General features: G+C 38.5%; 14 protein-coding genes. 4 read left to right on the plus strand and 10 right to left on the minus strand.

What is annotated here, in order from left to right; translation table 11 throughout:
• Nucleotides 1-74: 74 nt before the first annotated feature.
• The 3 genes from ACOALF_RS05010 to yidC are packed head-to-tail and all read right to left on the minus strand — an operon-like array spanning nucleotide 75 to nucleotide 3,082.
• Complete coding sequence (locus ACOALF_RS05010) at nucleotides 75-671, minus strand: hypothetical protein (protein ID WP_419241401.1); 597 nt, start codon at nucleotides 669-671, stop codon at nucleotides 75-77.
• 24 nt (nucleotides 672-695) lie between these two features.
• Nucleotides 696-1,298, minus strand: a complete 603-nt coding sequence (gene ruvA, locus ACOALF_RS05015) for a Holliday junction branch migration protein RuvA (RefSeq protein ID WP_419241402.1) — start codon at nucleotides 1,296-1,298, stop codon at nucleotides 696-698.
• A 56-nt stretch (nucleotides 1,299-1,354) separates the two neighbouring features.
• A complete protein-coding gene (gene yidC, locus ACOALF_RS05020) occupies nucleotides 1,355-3,082 on the minus strand; it encodes a membrane protein insertase YidC (RefSeq protein ID WP_419241403.1) in 1,728 nt (575 codons plus the stop codon).
• A 347-nt stretch (nucleotides 3,083-3,429) separates the two neighbouring features.
• Between yidC and ACOALF_RS05025 the strand changes: the two genes are divergently transcribed.
• Together ACOALF_RS05025 and ACOALF_RS05030 are read left to right on the plus strand one after the other, a co-directional pair.
• Nucleotides 3,430-4,029, plus strand: a complete 600-nt coding sequence (locus ACOALF_RS05025; protein WP_419241404.1) for a ribonuclease HII — start codon at nucleotides 3,430-3,432, stop codon at nucleotides 4,027-4,029.
• Nucleotides 4,030-4,049: 20 nt separating this feature from the next.
• Nucleotides 4,050-6,095 (plus strand): ComEC/Rec2 family competence protein, encoded by a 2,046-nt coding sequence (locus ACOALF_RS05030; RefSeq protein WP_419241405.1) that lies wholly within the window; start codon nucleotides 4,050-4,052, stop codon nucleotides 6,093-6,095.
• Nucleotides 6,096-6,370: 275 nt separating this feature from the next.
• On the opposite strand, the gene ACOALF_RS05035 is transcribed toward ACOALF_RS05030, so the two are convergent.
• The 4 genes from ACOALF_RS05035 to ACOALF_RS05050 form a co-directional block, all read right to left on the minus strand.
• Entirely contained in the window at nucleotides 6,371-8,146 is a 1,776-nt protein-coding gene (locus ACOALF_RS05035; RefSeq protein ID WP_419241406.1) for an AAA family ATPase, read from the minus strand.
• Between the two features lie 46 nt (nucleotides 8,147-8,192).
• Nucleotides 8,193-8,486: a DciA family protein gene (locus tag ACOALF_RS05040; RefSeq protein WP_419241407.1), complete on the minus strand. Its 294-nt coding sequence runs from the start codon at nucleotides 8,484-8,486 to the stop codon at nucleotides 8,193-8,195.
• Nucleotides 8,487-8,600: 114 nt separating this feature from the next.
• Complete coding sequence (locus tag ACOALF_RS05045; protein ID WP_419241408.1) at nucleotides 8,601-9,968, minus strand: transglycosylase SLT domain-containing protein; 1,368 nt, start codon at nucleotides 9,966-9,968, stop codon at nucleotides 8,601-8,603.
• 60 nt (nucleotides 9,969-10,028) lie between these two features.
• Nucleotides 10,029-11,774 carry a putative glycoside hydrolase gene (locus ACOALF_RS05050; protein WP_419241409.1) on the minus strand — a complete coding sequence of 582 codons (1,746 nt, stop codon included), beginning with the start codon at nucleotides 11,772-11,774 and terminating at the stop codon, nucleotides 10,029-10,031.
• A gap of 461 nt (nucleotides 11,775-12,235) precedes the next feature.
• On the opposite strand from ACOALF_RS05050, the gene ACOALF_RS05055 reads away from it, so the two are divergent.
• Nucleotides 12,236-13,117, plus strand: a complete 882-nt coding sequence (locus ACOALF_RS05055; protein ID WP_419241410.1) for an ATP-binding protein — start codon at nucleotides 12,236-12,238, stop codon at nucleotides 13,115-13,117.
• 155 nt (nucleotides 13,118-13,272) lie between these two features.
• On the plus strand, nucleotides 13,273-15,564 hold the full coding sequence (locus tag ACOALF_RS05060) for a transglycosylase domain-containing protein (protein WP_419241411.1): 2,292 nt from the start codon (nucleotides 13,273-13,275) through the stop codon (nucleotides 15,562-15,564).
• 120 nt (nucleotides 15,565-15,684) lie between these two features.
• Here the strand turns inward: ACOALF_RS05060 and ACOALF_RS05065 are convergent, their stop codons facing one another.
• From ACOALF_RS05065 to ACOALF_RS05075, 3 genes are read right to left on the minus strand one after another with little or no spacing between them, the layout of a single operon-like run.
• Nucleotides 15,685-16,719, minus strand: a complete 1,035-nt coding sequence (locus ACOALF_RS05065) for a lysylphosphatidylglycerol synthase transmembrane domain-containing protein (protein WP_419241412.1) — start codon at nucleotides 16,717-16,719, stop codon at nucleotides 15,685-15,687.
• An 18-nt stretch (nucleotides 16,720-16,737) separates the two neighbouring features.
• The gene (gene gatC / locus ACOALF_RS05070; RefSeq protein ID WP_419241413.1) at nucleotides 16,738-17,061 is read right to left on the minus strand and encodes an Asp-tRNA(Asn)/Glu-tRNA(Gln) amidotransferase subunit GatC; all 324 of its coding nucleotides are present in this window, start codon (nucleotides 17,059-17,061) and stop codon (nucleotides 16,738-16,740) included.
• A gap of 55 nt (nucleotides 17,062-17,116) precedes the next feature.
• Nucleotides 17,117-17,881, minus strand: coding sequence for an ankyrin repeat domain-containing protein (locus ACOALF_RS05075; protein ID WP_419241414.1), 765 nt, complete (start codon nucleotides 17,879-17,881; stop codon nucleotides 17,117-17,119).

A 17,881-nucleotide genomic window follows, 5' to 3' on the forward strand; every position in this document is an offset into this window, starting at 1 on the left:
ATGTATTTGAGGAGCGTAGACAAGCTTCGACACCAAAATGGCCATTAGAAATAGGTTATGTAAGAGGTCCAATATCACCTAAACAACCTATAATCTATACCTATGGTTGCAAAACCCAAATGTATGCCATGATTTTTAAAAATCTTATCTAGAAAAAAGCAACAAGCCCCATTGAGCGAGATCTTTGGAGAGATTAGATACTTTACATTCAACTCTAAAGCGTAAAAATAGATTAGCCCACAAGAGAGATGCCACTGACTATTAGCCCAATAGCCCAGCTGTAGGGAGGTCATAGGTAAAAACAGCGCTAAATTATAAGGAATTTTAATATGGATTTTAAAAAAATCTATATGAAAATCAGTTGGTTTATCTGCCATAAACATATCTGGTAAAAATAGCCCCCATAACAATCCAGCAGAAAATGTATACCGTTTACAAAATAGCTTTTCCCACCTTATACCTATGGTAGCTACACACCCGATCCATCCATTATGGTTTGCGGCAGTTTCAGCTTTAGGTTTCCAGTGCGTTCCTATGCCAATCGGTATAGACCATATGCCCTTATGAGATGATGTAGGAGCAGTTTTAGCAGGCAATGGCACTTTAAACCCTGTAAGGAATAGCGTGGCTAATATAGCAAATAAAAATTTTGGTAAAGTATGGGCTTGCATCTCATTTAATTTAATATTAATTGGTTAATAGTTTACAGGATGTGGCTGCAGTGCTTTTTTAATAAGTTCCTCCAAAGTAAGTGGGGTTACTACCTCCTCCCTTACCATTGCAATCGCTTTTTCTGCAACTTTTTGGGTAAGCCCTAATTTGGTTAAAGCCATTATGGCATCTTGATCTACTTTATTTTCGGCTGGCTGTGGTAAAACGGTATCCTGGAGCCCATCCAACTTTTGCGCTTTATCTGAAAGTTCAAGTATCAATCGCTGGGCAGCTTTTGCGCCAACCCCCTTAATGGAAGTAAGTAAGCGCGCATCCTTACTAAGAATAGCCTTATGTAAGGCTGCTGGCGTCAGGGACGATAAGATGGTTAAAGCCGTTTTCGGACCAATGCTACTCACAGAAATAAGATGGAGCCACCATAACTTTTCTTCCAACGTATAAAAGCCATAAAGGGTAACCGCCTCGCTTTTTAGCTGCATAACCGTTAATACGGTACAATGATCTAACGCTTTTATTTGATCAAAGGTATGCAAAGAAATATGTAAGCCATAACCGACCCCTCCTACATCTAAAATAATATACGTTGGCTCCTTATGGAGCAGTTTTCCTATAAGTTGCGCAATCATAAAAGGAATTTATATGCCTTAAGCCCCTACCATTGGCCCATTCAAGTCGATAGCATCTACTTCTTTTTCTTATTATTGGCCTCAATTGTGGAAGCAATCCTAGATTGAAAAGAAAGCTTACCACGCTGCTTCACCTTTTGTTGCCTATGCATCAACTTGTCTTTAATGCTATCTACATTCACCCAATAATTTATAAGTTTCTGCTGCAAGAAAGTCATAACATTAGAGATACAATAGTAAAAGCTTAAACCAGCCGGAAATGTGTTTAAGACAAACATAAAAGCAAAAGGCATAATATAGGATAATCCCTTCATAGGGCCATCCTTTGGACCACTTTGGTTGCTAGACCGGGTATATAAAATGGTTGATAAAACCATTAACAAGGTAAATAAGCTCACATGATTGCCATAGATAGGTATCGTAAAAGGAAGACGCATCACGCTATCATAGGTTGATAAATCATCTGCCCATAAAAAAGAGGCTTGCCGCAATGCAATGGCATGCGGAAAAAAATGAAACATAGCCATCAGAATAGGCATTTGGAGCAAAATAGGCATACAACCACTCAATGGGTTAATACCAAATTCTCTATAAAAGGCGACCTGCTCGATCTGTGCTTTTTGCAAGTCGTTTTTATATTTTTCTTTTATCTTATCCAACTCTGGCTTTAGGAACTGCATTTTAGCCATAGAGGTGAAAGAGCGATAGGAAAGTGGCATCAAAAGCAACTTAATGATAATTACCAACAAGAAAATGACCAACCCATAATTAGAAATATACTTTTCCAAAAAAGAAAAGAGTGGAATAATAACGCCCTGATTGACCCACTTGACAACCGGCCACCCTAAAGGTAAATTTTGCTCAAATCCTTTTGTAACCTTTTTAAGTATTTTATAATCATTAGGCCCAAAGAAAAAAATGAATTTACCATGGCCAGCTGCTTGATCTTTTACAGATAGTGGAAGCGATAAATGAACGGACTTGGTCACATCAGACGAAATAACTGGCTCCATAGAGAGGTCCCCTGCCGCAAAAGCATCATCAGCAATAATAGCAGAAGTAAAAAAGCGCTGCTTGATACCAACCCATTTGATAGGAGCTGCTATTTTCTTCTTTTCAACCTCTGTTGAGGATTCTTTTAGCTTATCAAAAGTCTGATCCAATAAATAATAATGCACCGTACTTCTAGAAGCATCTGCTTTATAATCAGCCTCTAAACTTTTCATATCTATATTCCAGCAGAAAACAGGTTGAGCGGTTTTGTTGAAATAAGCCTCCATGCCAACCGCATGCCAATCATAGTTGATTTGATAGCCATTTCCAGAAAAAACAAAAACATGCTCCAAATATTGAGATGGATTCAATACCAGTCGAAAAACGATCTTAGCCGCTTGCGTCTCTTTGAGTATATAAGCAGACTTAGCTTCGGTTTCAAAATATAAAGCCTTAGTCTCTATAAGTAGATTTTGATGGAGCAAAGAAAGGCCCATATTACTGCTTTGCTCATCCAACAAGCATAATGGCTCCCCATGCTTATCCTTGTATTTTTTTAGTATCACCCTTTTTATGGCACCACCTTTTGTACTAAGTACTACTTTAAGTAATGCATTTTCAACTGTTATATACTTTTCTTCTCCCTGAAGCAAAGCAGCAAAAGGGGAAACCACCACTGAGCTAGATCCATGGGTTAGATCCAATGGCGCTACGGTCTGACCCGTAGTAGGCGGAGACACAACAACAGATTGCGGGTTTAATTTAGGTTTAAATATATAAAAATAAACCATAAAACCTGCTGATATCAAGAACAATCGAACAAGTTTGTTTTTATCTAAAACCATATAGCACAAAGAAAAATTTAGGAAAATAAAATTTAAGCAATAAAGTTATGGCTGAACCATAATACTTTTTATTAAAGATAAAGATGAACAAATATAGGTATTCTTTATAAGAATATTATTACAGCCGTTACAAATTAACAGCTTGCATAGATAGCAGCTTAAGCATGATAAGACTATTTTTATAAAATATAATTTTTTATTTTATAGGAGATTTTTTTTCAAAATGAATAAATATTGCGAAACAAGTGTACTATTTAGTCGATAATGGGTAACCCAATTAAAGCATTTTAAATATGATGCGGCTACATAAACCACCACCATCTGAATACAAAGACTATCACCATATAGCTGGCTGCGATCACGCAGGGACGGGTGCAATAGCAGGTCCTATTGTTGGCGCAGCTGTAATACTACCGAATGCGTTTTATCATGAAGCATTATACAATAATAAAAGGCGCACTACTGCTTTGCCGATTCATTTATATAGCATGATTCAACAGCATGCCATTTCATGGAGCATCGCCATGGTAGACCATGAAGAAATTAACCGAAATGGCGTGCCAAATTCCGCTCAACTTGCCATACATAACGCACTTGATCAATTAAAAACATTACCAAACCTATTATTAGTTGCAGGACGCTCTTTTGATAGATACAAAGCGATTCCACACCAATGCATTCCACAAGGGGATAAAATATATGCGGCCATTGCTGCAGCCAATATACTCGCCAAGATGTATAGGGATCGTTATATGGAAAAACTAGACAAAGATTTTCCTGCATATGGCTGGAAAAAAAACAAAGGATATGCAACGCCAGCGCATAAACAAATTATTAAACAATTTGGCACTACGCTATACCATCGAAAAAGCTTTGATGGCAAAGAAAAGTAAGCTTCTAGGATCATAGTATTATGTCAAGCGCGACTGCTCTGCCTCTATTTCGCCTAGTATTGGTCTATATAAGTGGGGTGCTATGGGCCATATACTACCCAGCAGACCTTTGCATAACACTTATCCTATTGCTGATCCTGAGTCTGTTGTATTGGTCTATACCATCCAGTACGGCTGCCTTTGCATGGCGTAACCCCATCGGACTACTACTGATTTGTTTAGCAGGGCATAGCAACCTATTGTTGCAATTGGCACAACAAAAGCAAACAGCTGAATGGATCCATAAGTATGTAGCGGGTTATAGGGTATGCATCGAAAAGGTCTACCATCCATTTAGCTGCAAAGCGCTGATAACCAATATAAAAGACGACTCAGGTTGGTACAACAGTAGCACATTGATTCAACTATACCTTTCTAAAAAATGTGGCTATAAGCCCCAAAAGGGAGATAGCCTATTGATTCGCGGTGCACCGACACAGATCTTACCATCTAAAAAAACGCCACCAAAAGATCGGTTGAGCGCCTTACATCACCCCGCTACACATCGCCACTTTTTAAAACAAATCGACCAAGATTTTATCTTCCTTGAGCCATTCCATAAAAGCAAAAAATGGGCTAAAAGGATTGCGCATTGGTGCAGTGTAACCCTCCAAAAACAGCTAAAATGCAAAGAAGCGATGGCTTTAGTGGCCACACTGCTATGGGGCGCCAAAGAGCACTTAGATCCGAATCTGCAAAAAGCCTACGCCGATACAGGCACCATTTATGTATTGGCCATTTCTGGTTTACATGTAGGCATGTTTTACCTACTTATAAAAGCTGTTTGTAGCTTTCTTTTTAGAAGGATAGGATGCTTGATCTTACCAGAGCTTTTTACCCTCATTTGGCTTTGGCTATATGCTGGACTCTGCCATTTTGCACCACCCATACTACGCGCAACGATGATGATCACTATAGCTAGGTTAGGCTTTCTAATGGGTAGAGGCTCCAACCCTTACAATGGATGGTTTGCCTCTGCTTTTGCACTATTGCTATGGAACCCATTGTTATTATTTAACTGCGGGTTTCAACTTTCCTACGTAGCAACCCTAGGTATACTGTATCTACAACCCCCTCTCCATCGCCTCATAACGCCTCAAAATTATTGGCTAGAGAAAATCTGGACCGCTACTACCCTATCGATCGCTGCACAAGTCAGCACCCTCCCACTGATCCTATATTACTTTAAACAGTTTCCGCTCTATTTTATCATTGCCAATTGGTTTGTTGTGCCTGCTATCTTTATGATGCTCATGCTGAGCCTAGCATTGTTAGTGGGCAGCCATTTGCCTATAATAGGCACACTGCTGGGTTTTATGCTTGAAAAATTAATCTTAGCCACCAATGGGTGGGTCTACTGGGTGACAAAATGGCCCATAAGCACTCTATCAGCTTGCTGTATAAATGGGCACTCCGTCTGTTTGCTATATATTGTACTCCTTGCAGCCAGCCTTTTCTTTCAATATAAAAACCTTATCTACCCTGTTATCATCAGCTTATGTACTTTATTTTACGCTATAAACCAAATAAAAATTACAATAACCAACCAAAAAAAATGTAAGATGATCTGCTACAACAACCAGCAACTATCTTTTACTTTAAAAGATGGTATAGAAACTTTAAGCTGTAATGGATCGCTTGGGCCATCTATTGATAAGGGACATCATGACACATCATCCAACAGAATGCAAGACTATGCTGGAGGCATCATAGCCACTTGGCATCAAAAAGTGATCCTCACGATGCATAAGATTCCACCTGATTGGTACCAATGGAAAAGTGCTAAACTCGATGTAGACTACCTGCTTATAGATGAAAAATGGCTGGATGATATAGCAGTTATTTGCAAAGCATTGACCATTAAAACCTTGGTAATCTATACCAAGGAAGTCTACCCATTATACTACCATCCAAAAATTAAAAAACGAGGGATAACATGCATTTGGCTGAAGCCAGGTTCAGACAAAGTCTTTACCTGGCTTTACAAGCATACGGGAAGTCAAAGCTTCACCACAGTACTAAACTAAAGGAAGTAGAATGTAATCCATTCAAACAATTAATTTATAAATGTGAATACGCAAGCTTAAGAAGTTTTCTGATAAAAAAAACAAATAAACTAACGGTATCTGTTCAATTCAGTGGTAAAAGGAAGCAGGGATGGTCTGTCTAAAGCGTATTAAAATAAGACTGAAAATCAATAAATAATAAAATTTATACTTCCATAACAGCAAAAATAACCCGAGAAGAATAGCAAAAATTTTACTGCCTTCCTATTGCAACGGTCTCAATATGTACACCCTTTCTATCCTACTTCTTGAAAATAACCGATAGGATTAATAGTAAAATTTCTACGTGGCATCACTTTAAAGGTATGTTCTTCATCGAGTTGATGTATTTCAATAGCTGCTTCTGTAATATTGAGCTTTCCAGGATCATATTTTAAGGCTACGAATACTTTTTTATAGCATGTATTGAAGGGCATACTGTAATCTTTATCGTAGATTTGCTGTAAAGCTTCTGAAACGGGTTTGCCTACTTTTAACTCAAAAATATAAACGGTATTTTGTCCATTGTACTGATCTTCCATAACAATATCTGTACGGCCTATTCCACTATCTCTTTCCGCGCTAGCATGGATATCTTGCGTTGTATGGAAGGCACCATTGAGAAACACATACAAAGTACCTTGAAAGCTTTTTTCAGTTTTATCCAAGAAACGGTAACCCGCTTTGGCTAAACAATCGCTTCGAATGATGTTAAGAAAAGAAACCCATGCTTCGTTTCTTAAAGAATTTAGAATAGAGGTGCTATATGCCTTTCCTACTTCTTGTTGCGCTTGAACGATAAAATCAGATAATATAAGCTTTAAAGAAGATTTTACTTCTTGGTTGGGAAACTTTAAATAGTAAGTCAGGTTATTTTTATTTTGTACATGAGATGGATCAAGATCCATCGTAAGGTATCCCGTTTGGTACATCAAAGGCAGTAAAGGCATTTCATGGGGAGAGGGATGTACGAGCTTAAATCTGATTTTATCAATTGGGAAACTGCATTGATCCCAATCCACGTTAAACCGATGTATATTTTGCTTCATTTGTTGCAATAAGATGGTAAGACTGCCCGAGTTAAACCAAGAATTCTCAAAATCTTTTGCATAAAAGAATCTTAGTATAGAGTCTGGATTATAAACACTTACCATTTTATCAGCTGTAAAACAATAACCATTATAATAATCCTTTAACTCGTTTTTTATTTGAATAAGTGCGTACTGTGCTTCCTGAGTATTGTTTCTATTAAGTTTTTCAAGTACTGGATTAATAATTGTTTCTTTACTAAGAAAAAGTTTTTCAATATCCTCTTCTGTATAGCCTAACATTGCTGCATAATCCTCATGGAAGGATATGTCATTGGCTGAATTCGCTCCTGAAGTAAGCCCAGATAAATGAAATTTTGTTACACCTGTTACAAAAATAAATTTACAATCCTTCTGACGACCTTTTAAAACTTTGAAAAATGAACTAAGAACAGAAAGGACATCTTCGTATTGCTCTTCTTTACAAGAAATTAATGGGCTATCATATTCATCGATTAAGACAATAGGTTGTCTGGCATAACTGCTATCATCTGAAAAATTGATTAAATAATTAAACAAATCCAGAAAATAAGACTGTATAGAATCCTTACCAGTAGGCTGAGGCAGCTTATCTTCTATGTTATACGCTTCAGCAACTCTATAGAAGTATTTTTTAAGATCTTCTTCCAATAAATTAGGTTCTTTAGAAACTAGCTCCGAGAAATTCAACCAAACAACTGGATATTTTTTCCACTTATAGGTTTTGTCTGCATAAATCGCACACTCCTTAAACAAAGACTTATTGCCTTGTGCTATTTGATCTATGGTATCTAATAGAAGCGATTTGCCAAATCTGCGTGGCCTTGTAAAAAAATAATAAGTACCCTCATCCTCAAAAAGTTTAGAGATATAATCCGTTTTATCTGCATAAAAACCAGCATCTATCATCTGTTTAGCACTAGATTTGCCAATAGGAATGCGTACACCTCTGATAATAATGACCACTGGTCTTATGCTGCTTGAGTAGATACATAAAGAGCTTAGATGCCTACTACAAAAAAACGACATCCTCTAATACGGTATTAGGCATCGCCTCATGGAGCATCATCAGGATTTTATCCTTGTTAAACTTTAACTCATGGCGCAAAGGCGCAGAAGTTATTTTTAAAAATATCTTGTTATGGTGGATATAAAGTTTTTCCGTTCTATCGCAAACCACTTTAGGCATGGTTGTTTGCCATACAGAACGCACCATAGCTGCTGTGAGTTGTTTCTGAAAAGGAGAAGTTTCAAGAAACCTGTTGACCAATTCTTTAAGGCTTTTTGTCTGATGGGAATCATGCATAATGTATAATATTTTAAAATAGTATCTATTTAGTATGTGTTCATAACACTGGTAAAAAAGGAATTTTTAATGTTACTTTTTGCTTGATAAAAAAGTAACCAAAAAGCCTTCTAACTACTGCGCATTTAAAGCAGCATCTACATTATAATATTCCACTGGAATCGTACGGGGTCTAATAAACCGCAACCATAGTACGCGCCCTTTTTCCAACGGTTCTACTGCTTGCATGCGGTTTTTTGCCAAAAGAGCAGACTGCTTCATACCATACTGTTGTGCAATCCCCCATATATCCTCTCCTAATGCTACCACATGGTAGTGTGTGCCGCCTTTACTACCTTTTAAGCTATAATAATATACAGCCCCTGGCACCAGTTGGTGATTTTTTTTAATCTCATTGATAAGAAGAAACTTATCTATACCTACGTTGACCAACTTTGCTAAGTAGGGAATGGTATCTCCTTTTTTTGCTACAATAGCCAATCTTCCATTGACTTTAGCCAATCTGGCAGAACGGGCATCTTTTAAAGCAGTAATGGCAGGAAAGGTAGACTTTATATATTTTGCATAATCTATACGATTGGGTTGAGTAAGCTGCTTTCCAGCTACGGTTTGTTTTTGTGCGCGGTTTCTTAATGGTAGCTTTAACACAGGATGGATATGCGCATGAGTATGAAGGAATGGCACCAACAAAGAACACTTTGTACCATGGGGTACCACATCGGTCCTAAGCCACCGATTGTGCTCGTATAATAACTTTTCTTCTATTTTTAAGTGCGCAGCAATATTTTCCAATCTTTGGCCATGGTGGCCTTGCTTATAGACAAATAGTTTCAATTTTGAATGTTTTTTTTTCCCAGCGACCTTGCCAAATGCTACCTTAGTAGCTATAACAGAAATGACGTAATGATCGGTCTTATCATCCAATCGTACTACTTTGGCACCATAATCTTTTTTAGGAAAAATCTTTACTGCCCCTGCTCTACCCCTATTATAAGCCAGTAGTGCGCCTAGCCAGCTGTCAAAATATTGGTTATGGATTTTTAAAAAACGAGCAGCCGCTTTTGTAGACTGAATTAAATGCATGCGTTCATCTACAAGGTGATCTATCGTTAAGCGTAAGCCCAAACCAGTTGCCTTTTGAATTTGCCAAAAGCCCACATCTGCGGTATGACTTACTGCATGCCCTACGAGCATACTTTCATGCACCGCTTGGAATTTAAAATCATCTGGCACATTTTCATCGGCTAAGATTTTCTCTATAAATGGAAAAAAAAGATGGGTTCGTTCTAATATTTGATTAAATAGCTTTTGTGATCGGGTCAACTGGTTTACTTTTTCTTGCACACGCTTACGGGCACCGCGTGTAAGCTTTAACTGTATGTTTGCAAACCGAACTACTTCTGGTACAACGATTGATTGGGATACCTCAACCGCCCATCCACTGAATGGTACCAATGCAATCACAAAAAAAAACCAACGCATAGATCAAAATCATTTGTAAATGAATCTCTTATCTCACTGCATGCTTTTTTCACCTTTGCCTCATCTAGATTTAAAGAGCGGCGATAATTGAGCAGGAGCCAAATGCTGCTTTACCATGTAGTAGTTGTTAGAGGTATTCCAGAGTAAAAAGCCTGAACCCTTTGAACCATAGACACCTGCTATTTGCGCTTTCATATAATTACAATAGGTCTCTTCTGAGAAATTTCGCTCAGATCCCAACAGGAAGGCTTGAATGTACTGACGAATAAAAGTTTGTTCTTTTGTGTAGAAAGCAGCACGATCCGAACCTACTTTATAGAGCACATTGGCCTTTTTTAGGTATGGAATAGCCCCCAAAAATGCAGCGTGGTAGTGCGAAGGATAGGTCATGGGAGAAAGCGCATCCACATAAAGCGCCAACCGCTGGATATTCTGCCCAAGCGCATTGGTTAAAAACCAGCCATTGTAGCCAAATACGTTCACAGAAATAGGTACAGTCAAGACCTCACGCGCCCTCCTTAAGAAGGACTCTAAGGCATCTACCGCCCTCATTTCATAGCTGTTATAACGACAGGAAATGGTATGAAGCGGCCCATCAGAAGGCAATCGAATGTAGTCAAATTGAATCTCATCAACACCTAGAGATTGCAATTCTTGGGCAATTTGAAGGTTGTACGCCCAAACTTCAGGTGAAAATAGATTTACCCAGTATTCTTGTTGCACCAGCTTCCCTTTACGATTTTTTATAAAATGCGCCCATGGTGTATTCCTTTTTTTATCCCATAATGCATAGCGATGGTTGGCGTAACAGTATAGTTTTTCATCCTTAAAAAGCACAAGACGCGCAATCAAGTGAATGTTTAACTCATCTGCTAAGGTGCGAATCGCTTTTATATCTAGAATAGGACGGATCGCCTTGGCCGCGCGCGCCATTTTAACCTGAGTATTATAGGTAATACAGCCAAAGTCATCTTTGAAGTCAATCACAACAGCATTCATGCCATGCTTTTTGATAAACAAAAAATGTTTGCGTAGGTCCTGTAGATTACTAGCGGTCCAAGCCGTTAAATAGATGCCTCTTTTGTCTGCTACCTTTTTTCGTCTATACTCAGCAAAACAAGGCTGAAAATTGATACGCAATAGCTTATTTTTCAACCACTTGTTGTTCAGATAGCGCCAAATAGCTGCTTGCGTTTGAGCGATCAACTCGACATCTGAACCCACTTTAATCGCGGATAGGGAAACAATGCCATCTGACACGGGCAGGGATGCCATAGGTTCAATAAAACCGGTCTTGATGTGCAATAAGGCTATTTTCCCATAAGGGCCATAGGCAAAATACACTTTACCAGGATCCAAAGGATCATAGGTGATATCATTAATCGTTTCATAATAACAGCCACCAAAGCAAAAACCTTTTAGCGCTATAGGTATAGCGCTCCAACTTTTCCCTCCATTTCGTGTGATATACAAACCATTATAAGAAGTGCCAACAACCCATTCATCCGGGTTTGCTTCTGAAATAGCTGCTGAGGTAAAATAGGACAAATGGGAGATCTCATTTCTACCCGTTGCCAATATAAAAGTCTCCCCCCCATCTTGCGATAGAAATATTTCATCACCTGTTGTTACAACAACCTGTTCAGGCCTAGCCAGGGTAGTTGCAACAGCGGTAAGTGGGCTTTTTTCCATCTGCTTAAAGGGATAGATCCAACGCAAACGCAAACCCTCCCCTTTCGCAAGCACCCACCGCTCCGAAACCCTTTTTTCCAGTGCGCCCAGGGAGCTTAATCGATAGCTACCCATACCAGAAGCCCACAAAAATGTGTTTTTAAAGAGCAGAACAATACATACAACTACCCCGAACCCTGCTTTGTACATTAATCAGACTAAGTATAAAATATAATAAAGGCAAGGGGCAATATAATAAAATTAATCTAAAACTTAGATCTATTCAGCGAACTGCTTACATATAAATGGCTGGTGTTTAGAGGAAACAAGTGTAATCCTGATGAAACTGATCAAGGCAAGCCTACCAACCAGATTTTAGCCCAACCCAATCAGTTGTTTTTAGCTTAAAAAAAGTTAAATTTGTAAGATTATTTTCCCGTATCAAACGGGGTACACGGATAACATATGGAAAGACGCATACATACAAATGAAATGCAACTTAATGGAGTGGAAACCATATTGCCTTTACCAAATGATCTGGAGCACATCTAAGACATATTTATTTTGTTAAGTTAGTTAATAAGTTTTTAAGAAAAATGGAAATAAGCCCTCTTTCTTATAAAGCCCTTTTGCTAGCTGGAGTATTATTAGCTGGTAATTGTGAAAGTTTAAGGGATGATGAACTATATAGGGATGATAAAAAATTACTATCTTTACTTAGGGGTAGAGATTCAGTCAGGAGCCAATTTGATTTTATTGAAGCTGATCAATTAAATTATACTTTTCAAGATGTAGCCGGAATGTCAGCGGCCAAGAAAGAGCTAAAAAACATAATAAACTTTTTGAAAACGCCTGAAGAATATGTCGAAATAGGTGCAAAGATTTCTAAAGGCATACTGCTTGAAGGTCCTCCAGGAACAGGGAAAACATCACTGGCCAGAGCGGTAGCTGGAGAAGCAGGTGTACCTTTTATTGCCTGTTCCGGAACAGCATTTTTGGCATCATATTGGGGGGAGAGTGAAAAGCTTATCCGTAATCTCTTTCAAAAAGCAAATGAGGTGGCTCCTTGTATTATTTTTATCGATGAAATAGATTCAATAGGTTCAAAACCTACTGATTCAAAAAATAGTAAGGATTCTATACGGCTTGAGCTCATGAACCAAATGGATGGTTTTAATAAAAATTCTAGTGTGATTGTACTAGCTGCTACTAATAGAAAAGATTTACTAGATTCTGCACTGCTGCGCTCAGGAAGGTTTGATAGCAGTATCAGAGTAGGTAACCCAAATGCAGAGGATAGGGAGGCTATTATACAATACTATATTAAAAAGATAAAGACAGAAGGTCCTCTACAGGTTAATTTACTTGCAGCACGTACTCAAGACTTCTCTGGAGCTGATTTGGCTAATATGTGTAATAGGGCGGCTACAATAGCAGTTGAAGCAAAGAAGAAGAGCGTAACAATGGCTGGTGTTTAGAGGAAACAAGTGTAATCCTGATGAAACTGATCAAAGCAAGCCTACCAACCAGATTTTGGCCCAACCCAATCAGTTGTTTTATACTTTAATTAGCTTAAAAAAAGTTAAATTTATAAGATTATTTTCCCGTATCAAACGGGGTACACGGATAACATATGGAAAGGCTCATACATATACTTTGGAAATTTTTTATAGCAGTAGTCATAGCGATTCCTATATACCTTTTTTCTGTTCAAGTTGACTTCTACAATTTGTATGGCAGCATGCCATCACCAGACCTACTAGAAAATCCACAAAGTGAATTAGCCTCTGAACTCTATGCTGCTGATGGCACCTTGCTAGGCAAATACTTTAGAAACAACCGAAGCCCTGTAACCTACGAAGAAATTTCTCCCAATATGATTCATGCGCTTATCGCTTCGGAGGATTATCGTTTTGAAAAACATGCTGGTATAGATTTACGTGGCTTATCACGTGCTTTTTTTCTTTCAATTGTATTGCAACAAAACAAAGGAGGGGGCAGTACCCTTACCCAACAATTGGCCAAAAATCTTTTTAACATCAGAAAGGAGGTAAGCTATAGAGGCAAATGTTCCAATATTCCTTTACTCAGTAAACTAATCCTTAAAACGAAAGAATGGATTTTAGCGGTTCAACTCGAACGTGCCTATACCAAAGAAGAAATTATAGCCATGTACCTGAACACCGTCACCTTTGGCAGCAATACATATGGCATTAAAGTAGCCGCACGCACCTTTTTTAATAAAACACCAGCCGAATTGCGCGTAGAAGAGGCTGCGCTATTAGTAGGTCTATTGCGCGCACCTACACGCTATAGTCCTATAAAACACCCTAAAAGCGCCAACCATATTAGAAATGTAGTACTGTCCCAAATGGTTAAGTATGGTTTCCTGAAACAATCGGACTACGACCTTATTTGTGAAATACCTACTGAACTACACTATCAAGAAGACAATTATGGAAACGGTATAGCACCTTATTTTAGAGCAGTAGTACGTGACTTTCTCTTAAAGTGGACACAAGAAAATGGCTATGACCTCTTTGCAGATGGGTTGCGCATTTATACTACTATTGATAGTCAAGTTCAAATACACGCAGAAGCTGCTTTAAAAGAACAAATGGCACGGCTGCAAAATAAATTTGATGACCACTGGAAAGATCAAAATCCATGGATTCATGAGAATGGAAAAGAAATAGCGGATTACATTGAAAAAGAAATAAAAAAAACACCACTTTATCAAAAACTACTGAAAGAATATGGAACAGACACCGAGTCGATCCATAAGGTATTGCATACACCTATACCTACCACATTATTTTCCTGGGAAGGCCCCATTCAAAAAATGATAACCCCTTTAGAAGCCTTTAAACATCATAGAAGAATATTACAAGCCGGATGTATGGCAATGGATCCCTATACCGGCCATATTAAAGCCTGGGTAGGTGGTATTGATTACAACTATTTTCAATATGATCATGTAAAACAAAGCAAACGCCAAACGGGTTCAACCTTTAAGCCTATAGTATATACAGTAGCATTACAGAATGGTTACACGCCTACATATCTGGTTAGAGATGAGCCTGTTACTTTTTTACAGCCCAATGGAGAAACATGGACACCGCAAAATGCCTGGAAAAGTTACTCTGGCAAGCAATATACACTGCGCCATGCTATGGCCAAATCGTATAATTCTATCACATCTTACCTAATTAAACACCTTACACCTCAACTGGTTGTAGATTGTGCCAATAGAATGGGCATAAAAGGTCCTTTAGACCCCGTTCCTGCCATTTGTCTGGGTTGCAGTGATGCTTCTATTTATGAAATGGTAGGCGCATATAGTACTTTCTTAAATCAAGGTGTTTGGACAGAGCCCTTTTTCATCACCCATATTGAAGATAAACATGGGAATACATTACAAACCTTTATACCACAACGCCATGAAGCCATTCACAAAGATACAGCTGACCTTATGACCTATATGCTGCAGGGCTCACTAGATGAAGGGGCGCTAAAAGGTGTATCTAAAGCGCTAAGAGCAGACAATGATATCGCAGGAAAATCGGGCACTACTTCCAACCACTCAGATGGTTGGTTTATCGGGTTAACCCAAAACCTTTGCACAGGTGTTTGGGTAGGTGGAGAAGACCGTTGCATTCATTTTAGAGATTTCCACCTAGGACAAGGCAGCGCTACTGCCCGCCCTATATGGGAAAAATTCATTCTAAAGTTATATAATGACCCGCATCTGCCTTACAAAAAAGGAGCTTTGATCACCAACCACACCTTATCTGAAAAGGTAAAAAATATGATACAAAGCAAACCAAAGCCTCCCGAAGCTACCGATGCAACCAATGGCTCATCAACGAATATAGAAAATAAAAAGAAAGCAGCCATAGAACTAGATATAGATAAAATACTTTAAAATAGCCTATTAAGGAAAGTCTAGCCTAGTACAGAGATGCAAATGGATGGTTAGCATAGGCTACCGCCCATGGCCGCCGATAAAAAGCTTACCCCCCTCCCTACAGTTGCATAGGCCCTTTTAGGATGCTTTGCTTTTAAATCTTTTTTGAATCCATTTAGGCAGCAACATCGCTCCTAGCATCAAATAGAGGTAGAAAGTCGACATGCGCCATAACAAAGCGATTAGTAAAGTGTAATCACCTAACATAGGCTCAAAAAACCGCTGAAACCAGAACTCTGCGATCCCACTCCCACCTGGAGAAACCGGCACCAACATCAGCGCCCACATCACAATCTGTTTGCCGAAAATAGCCAAGTGTTGGCTAAAAGAAACAGGACAATAAGCAGCCATCAAACAATTCATTAACATATACCGAACCACCCAGGTTAAAAAGGTACAGATTAACATTTTAGACCAAAAAAGAGGAGATTTCCCCCTAAACTCATGTGAAGTAACCATTATATCCTTGCTAAGCTGATAAGCAGGTCGACGCCATCGCTTTAAGAAACCAATACTGGTCACATGGATTAAAATCCACTTTAATAACTTAGGATTTACAAAAACACTAATGACCATAACCAAGTTATAGGCAAAGAAAAAAGCATACATAATAAAAAAGAAGGCTTTTATGCTACTACTTAATTGGCCGCCCATAGCAAAAATGGATTCATATGCCCCTCCTAAACCGAATGAACCAGCTAAAAGAAAGAAAAGATTATCCATAATACCAGTCACAACAATATAGGCAACGGATCTACCGAGTGATAATCCTTCTTTAGACAAAAGAAAAATGGCAACCAACCCTCCCCCTACTACTGATGGGGTTACCGCAGTGCCAAACTCCCAAAGCATGGCAACATAGCAACAACTCGTCCAAGGCAATCTATTGCTGCTCAAGATCCGTAACCTATAGATATGGCCAACTTCTCGCAACAAAATAGAAAGAAAAGCCATATACAAATAGTTCCAATTGGGTTTGCTTAATAAGGCAACTACTTCAAGTGAAATTTTACCAGATCTGTAAAATAAAAATCCTGTAATCGCTAACCCACATACTATAGGGAACCATACTTTTTTAACATTCAGTGTTTTAAGTGCTTCTTGAGCATCCATATGCGTCTAATGATTAATTTAATTGGGTTCAGATAGGTCTGTATGTGTGGTTACCCCTTTCACAGCAGGAACCCTGAAATAATTTGAATCACTGCTAGGCGCAAGCGCTAAGGCATCTTTATGTGAAAGCAAATTGCATACAATATCTGAACGCAAATCAGTAGATTCTAATTTAGAAGATTCTTCTAAAACAAGATTATTGTCCACATCCAGTTCATCTAATTGGTTTACCCAATCTACCATTGCATTTAAGTCATGCAGCATGGTGTCCCGTTCATGGGGCGGCAATTCAAGACGACAAAGGTATGCCAATTTATTTAAAAGGTCGTTGTCAATGATCATTTGTGCACGAAATAAAAAAGTTTCACGAAAGGTAAAAGTCGTCTATACATTTTTATCATTTTGAACCAATAAAGCGAGTAGCACGGGACGACAATAATAAAACGATAATATCTTTCCTTGCAGCATCCACACAGTCTAATGGGGTTTTACGCTCATTATCTTTTTTCTCTATATCCGCACCTGCGTGTAGCAGTATACCCACTACATCTTTGTTTGCATCTTTGTTTGCATCTTTGTTCTGTACTGCGTAATGCAATGGGGTACAACCATTACGATCTTTTGCATTTGGATCCAAGCCTAACCTCAGTAACTGCTCCACTATTTTGTCACTTTTTTCATCTTTGCTATCTTTTTCATCTTTTAATACAGCTGCAAAGTGCAATAAGGTTTTTCCATCATAACCGCGAAGCTTTAGCATGTTTAATGCTATTGCTTTTTGAATTACCTTACGGATAGCAGATAGATTTAGATTAGGTGCATGGTATGCCCAATCTAAGGCTATCCAGTCATCCATATCTTTGGCATCTATCTTTGCACCTCCTTCAAGCAACGCCTTAATAATATCTCCTTTTCTATCGTAAAAACAGGCCCAATCTAAGGGACGCCGACCATAGACATCTGGTGCATTGGGATCTGCACCTTGAGCCAAACGTTCCTTAACCTTTTCAAGTTTACCTGTTTTCACAGCTGAAATCAGCGTATACTTGCCTGGTTCTTCTTTAGCACTTTCACAACTGCTTCCTTGCAAGCAGCAAAAAATTAAAACCCATAAAGCAAGATGGTGCATAGCATAGCAATAAAATAAATAGGCCCTACCCAT

This window comes from Cardinium endosymbiont of Nabis limbatus, assembly GCF_965196625.1.
GTDB lineage: Bacteria > Bacteroidota > Bacteroidia > Cytophagales > Amoebophilaceae > Cardinium.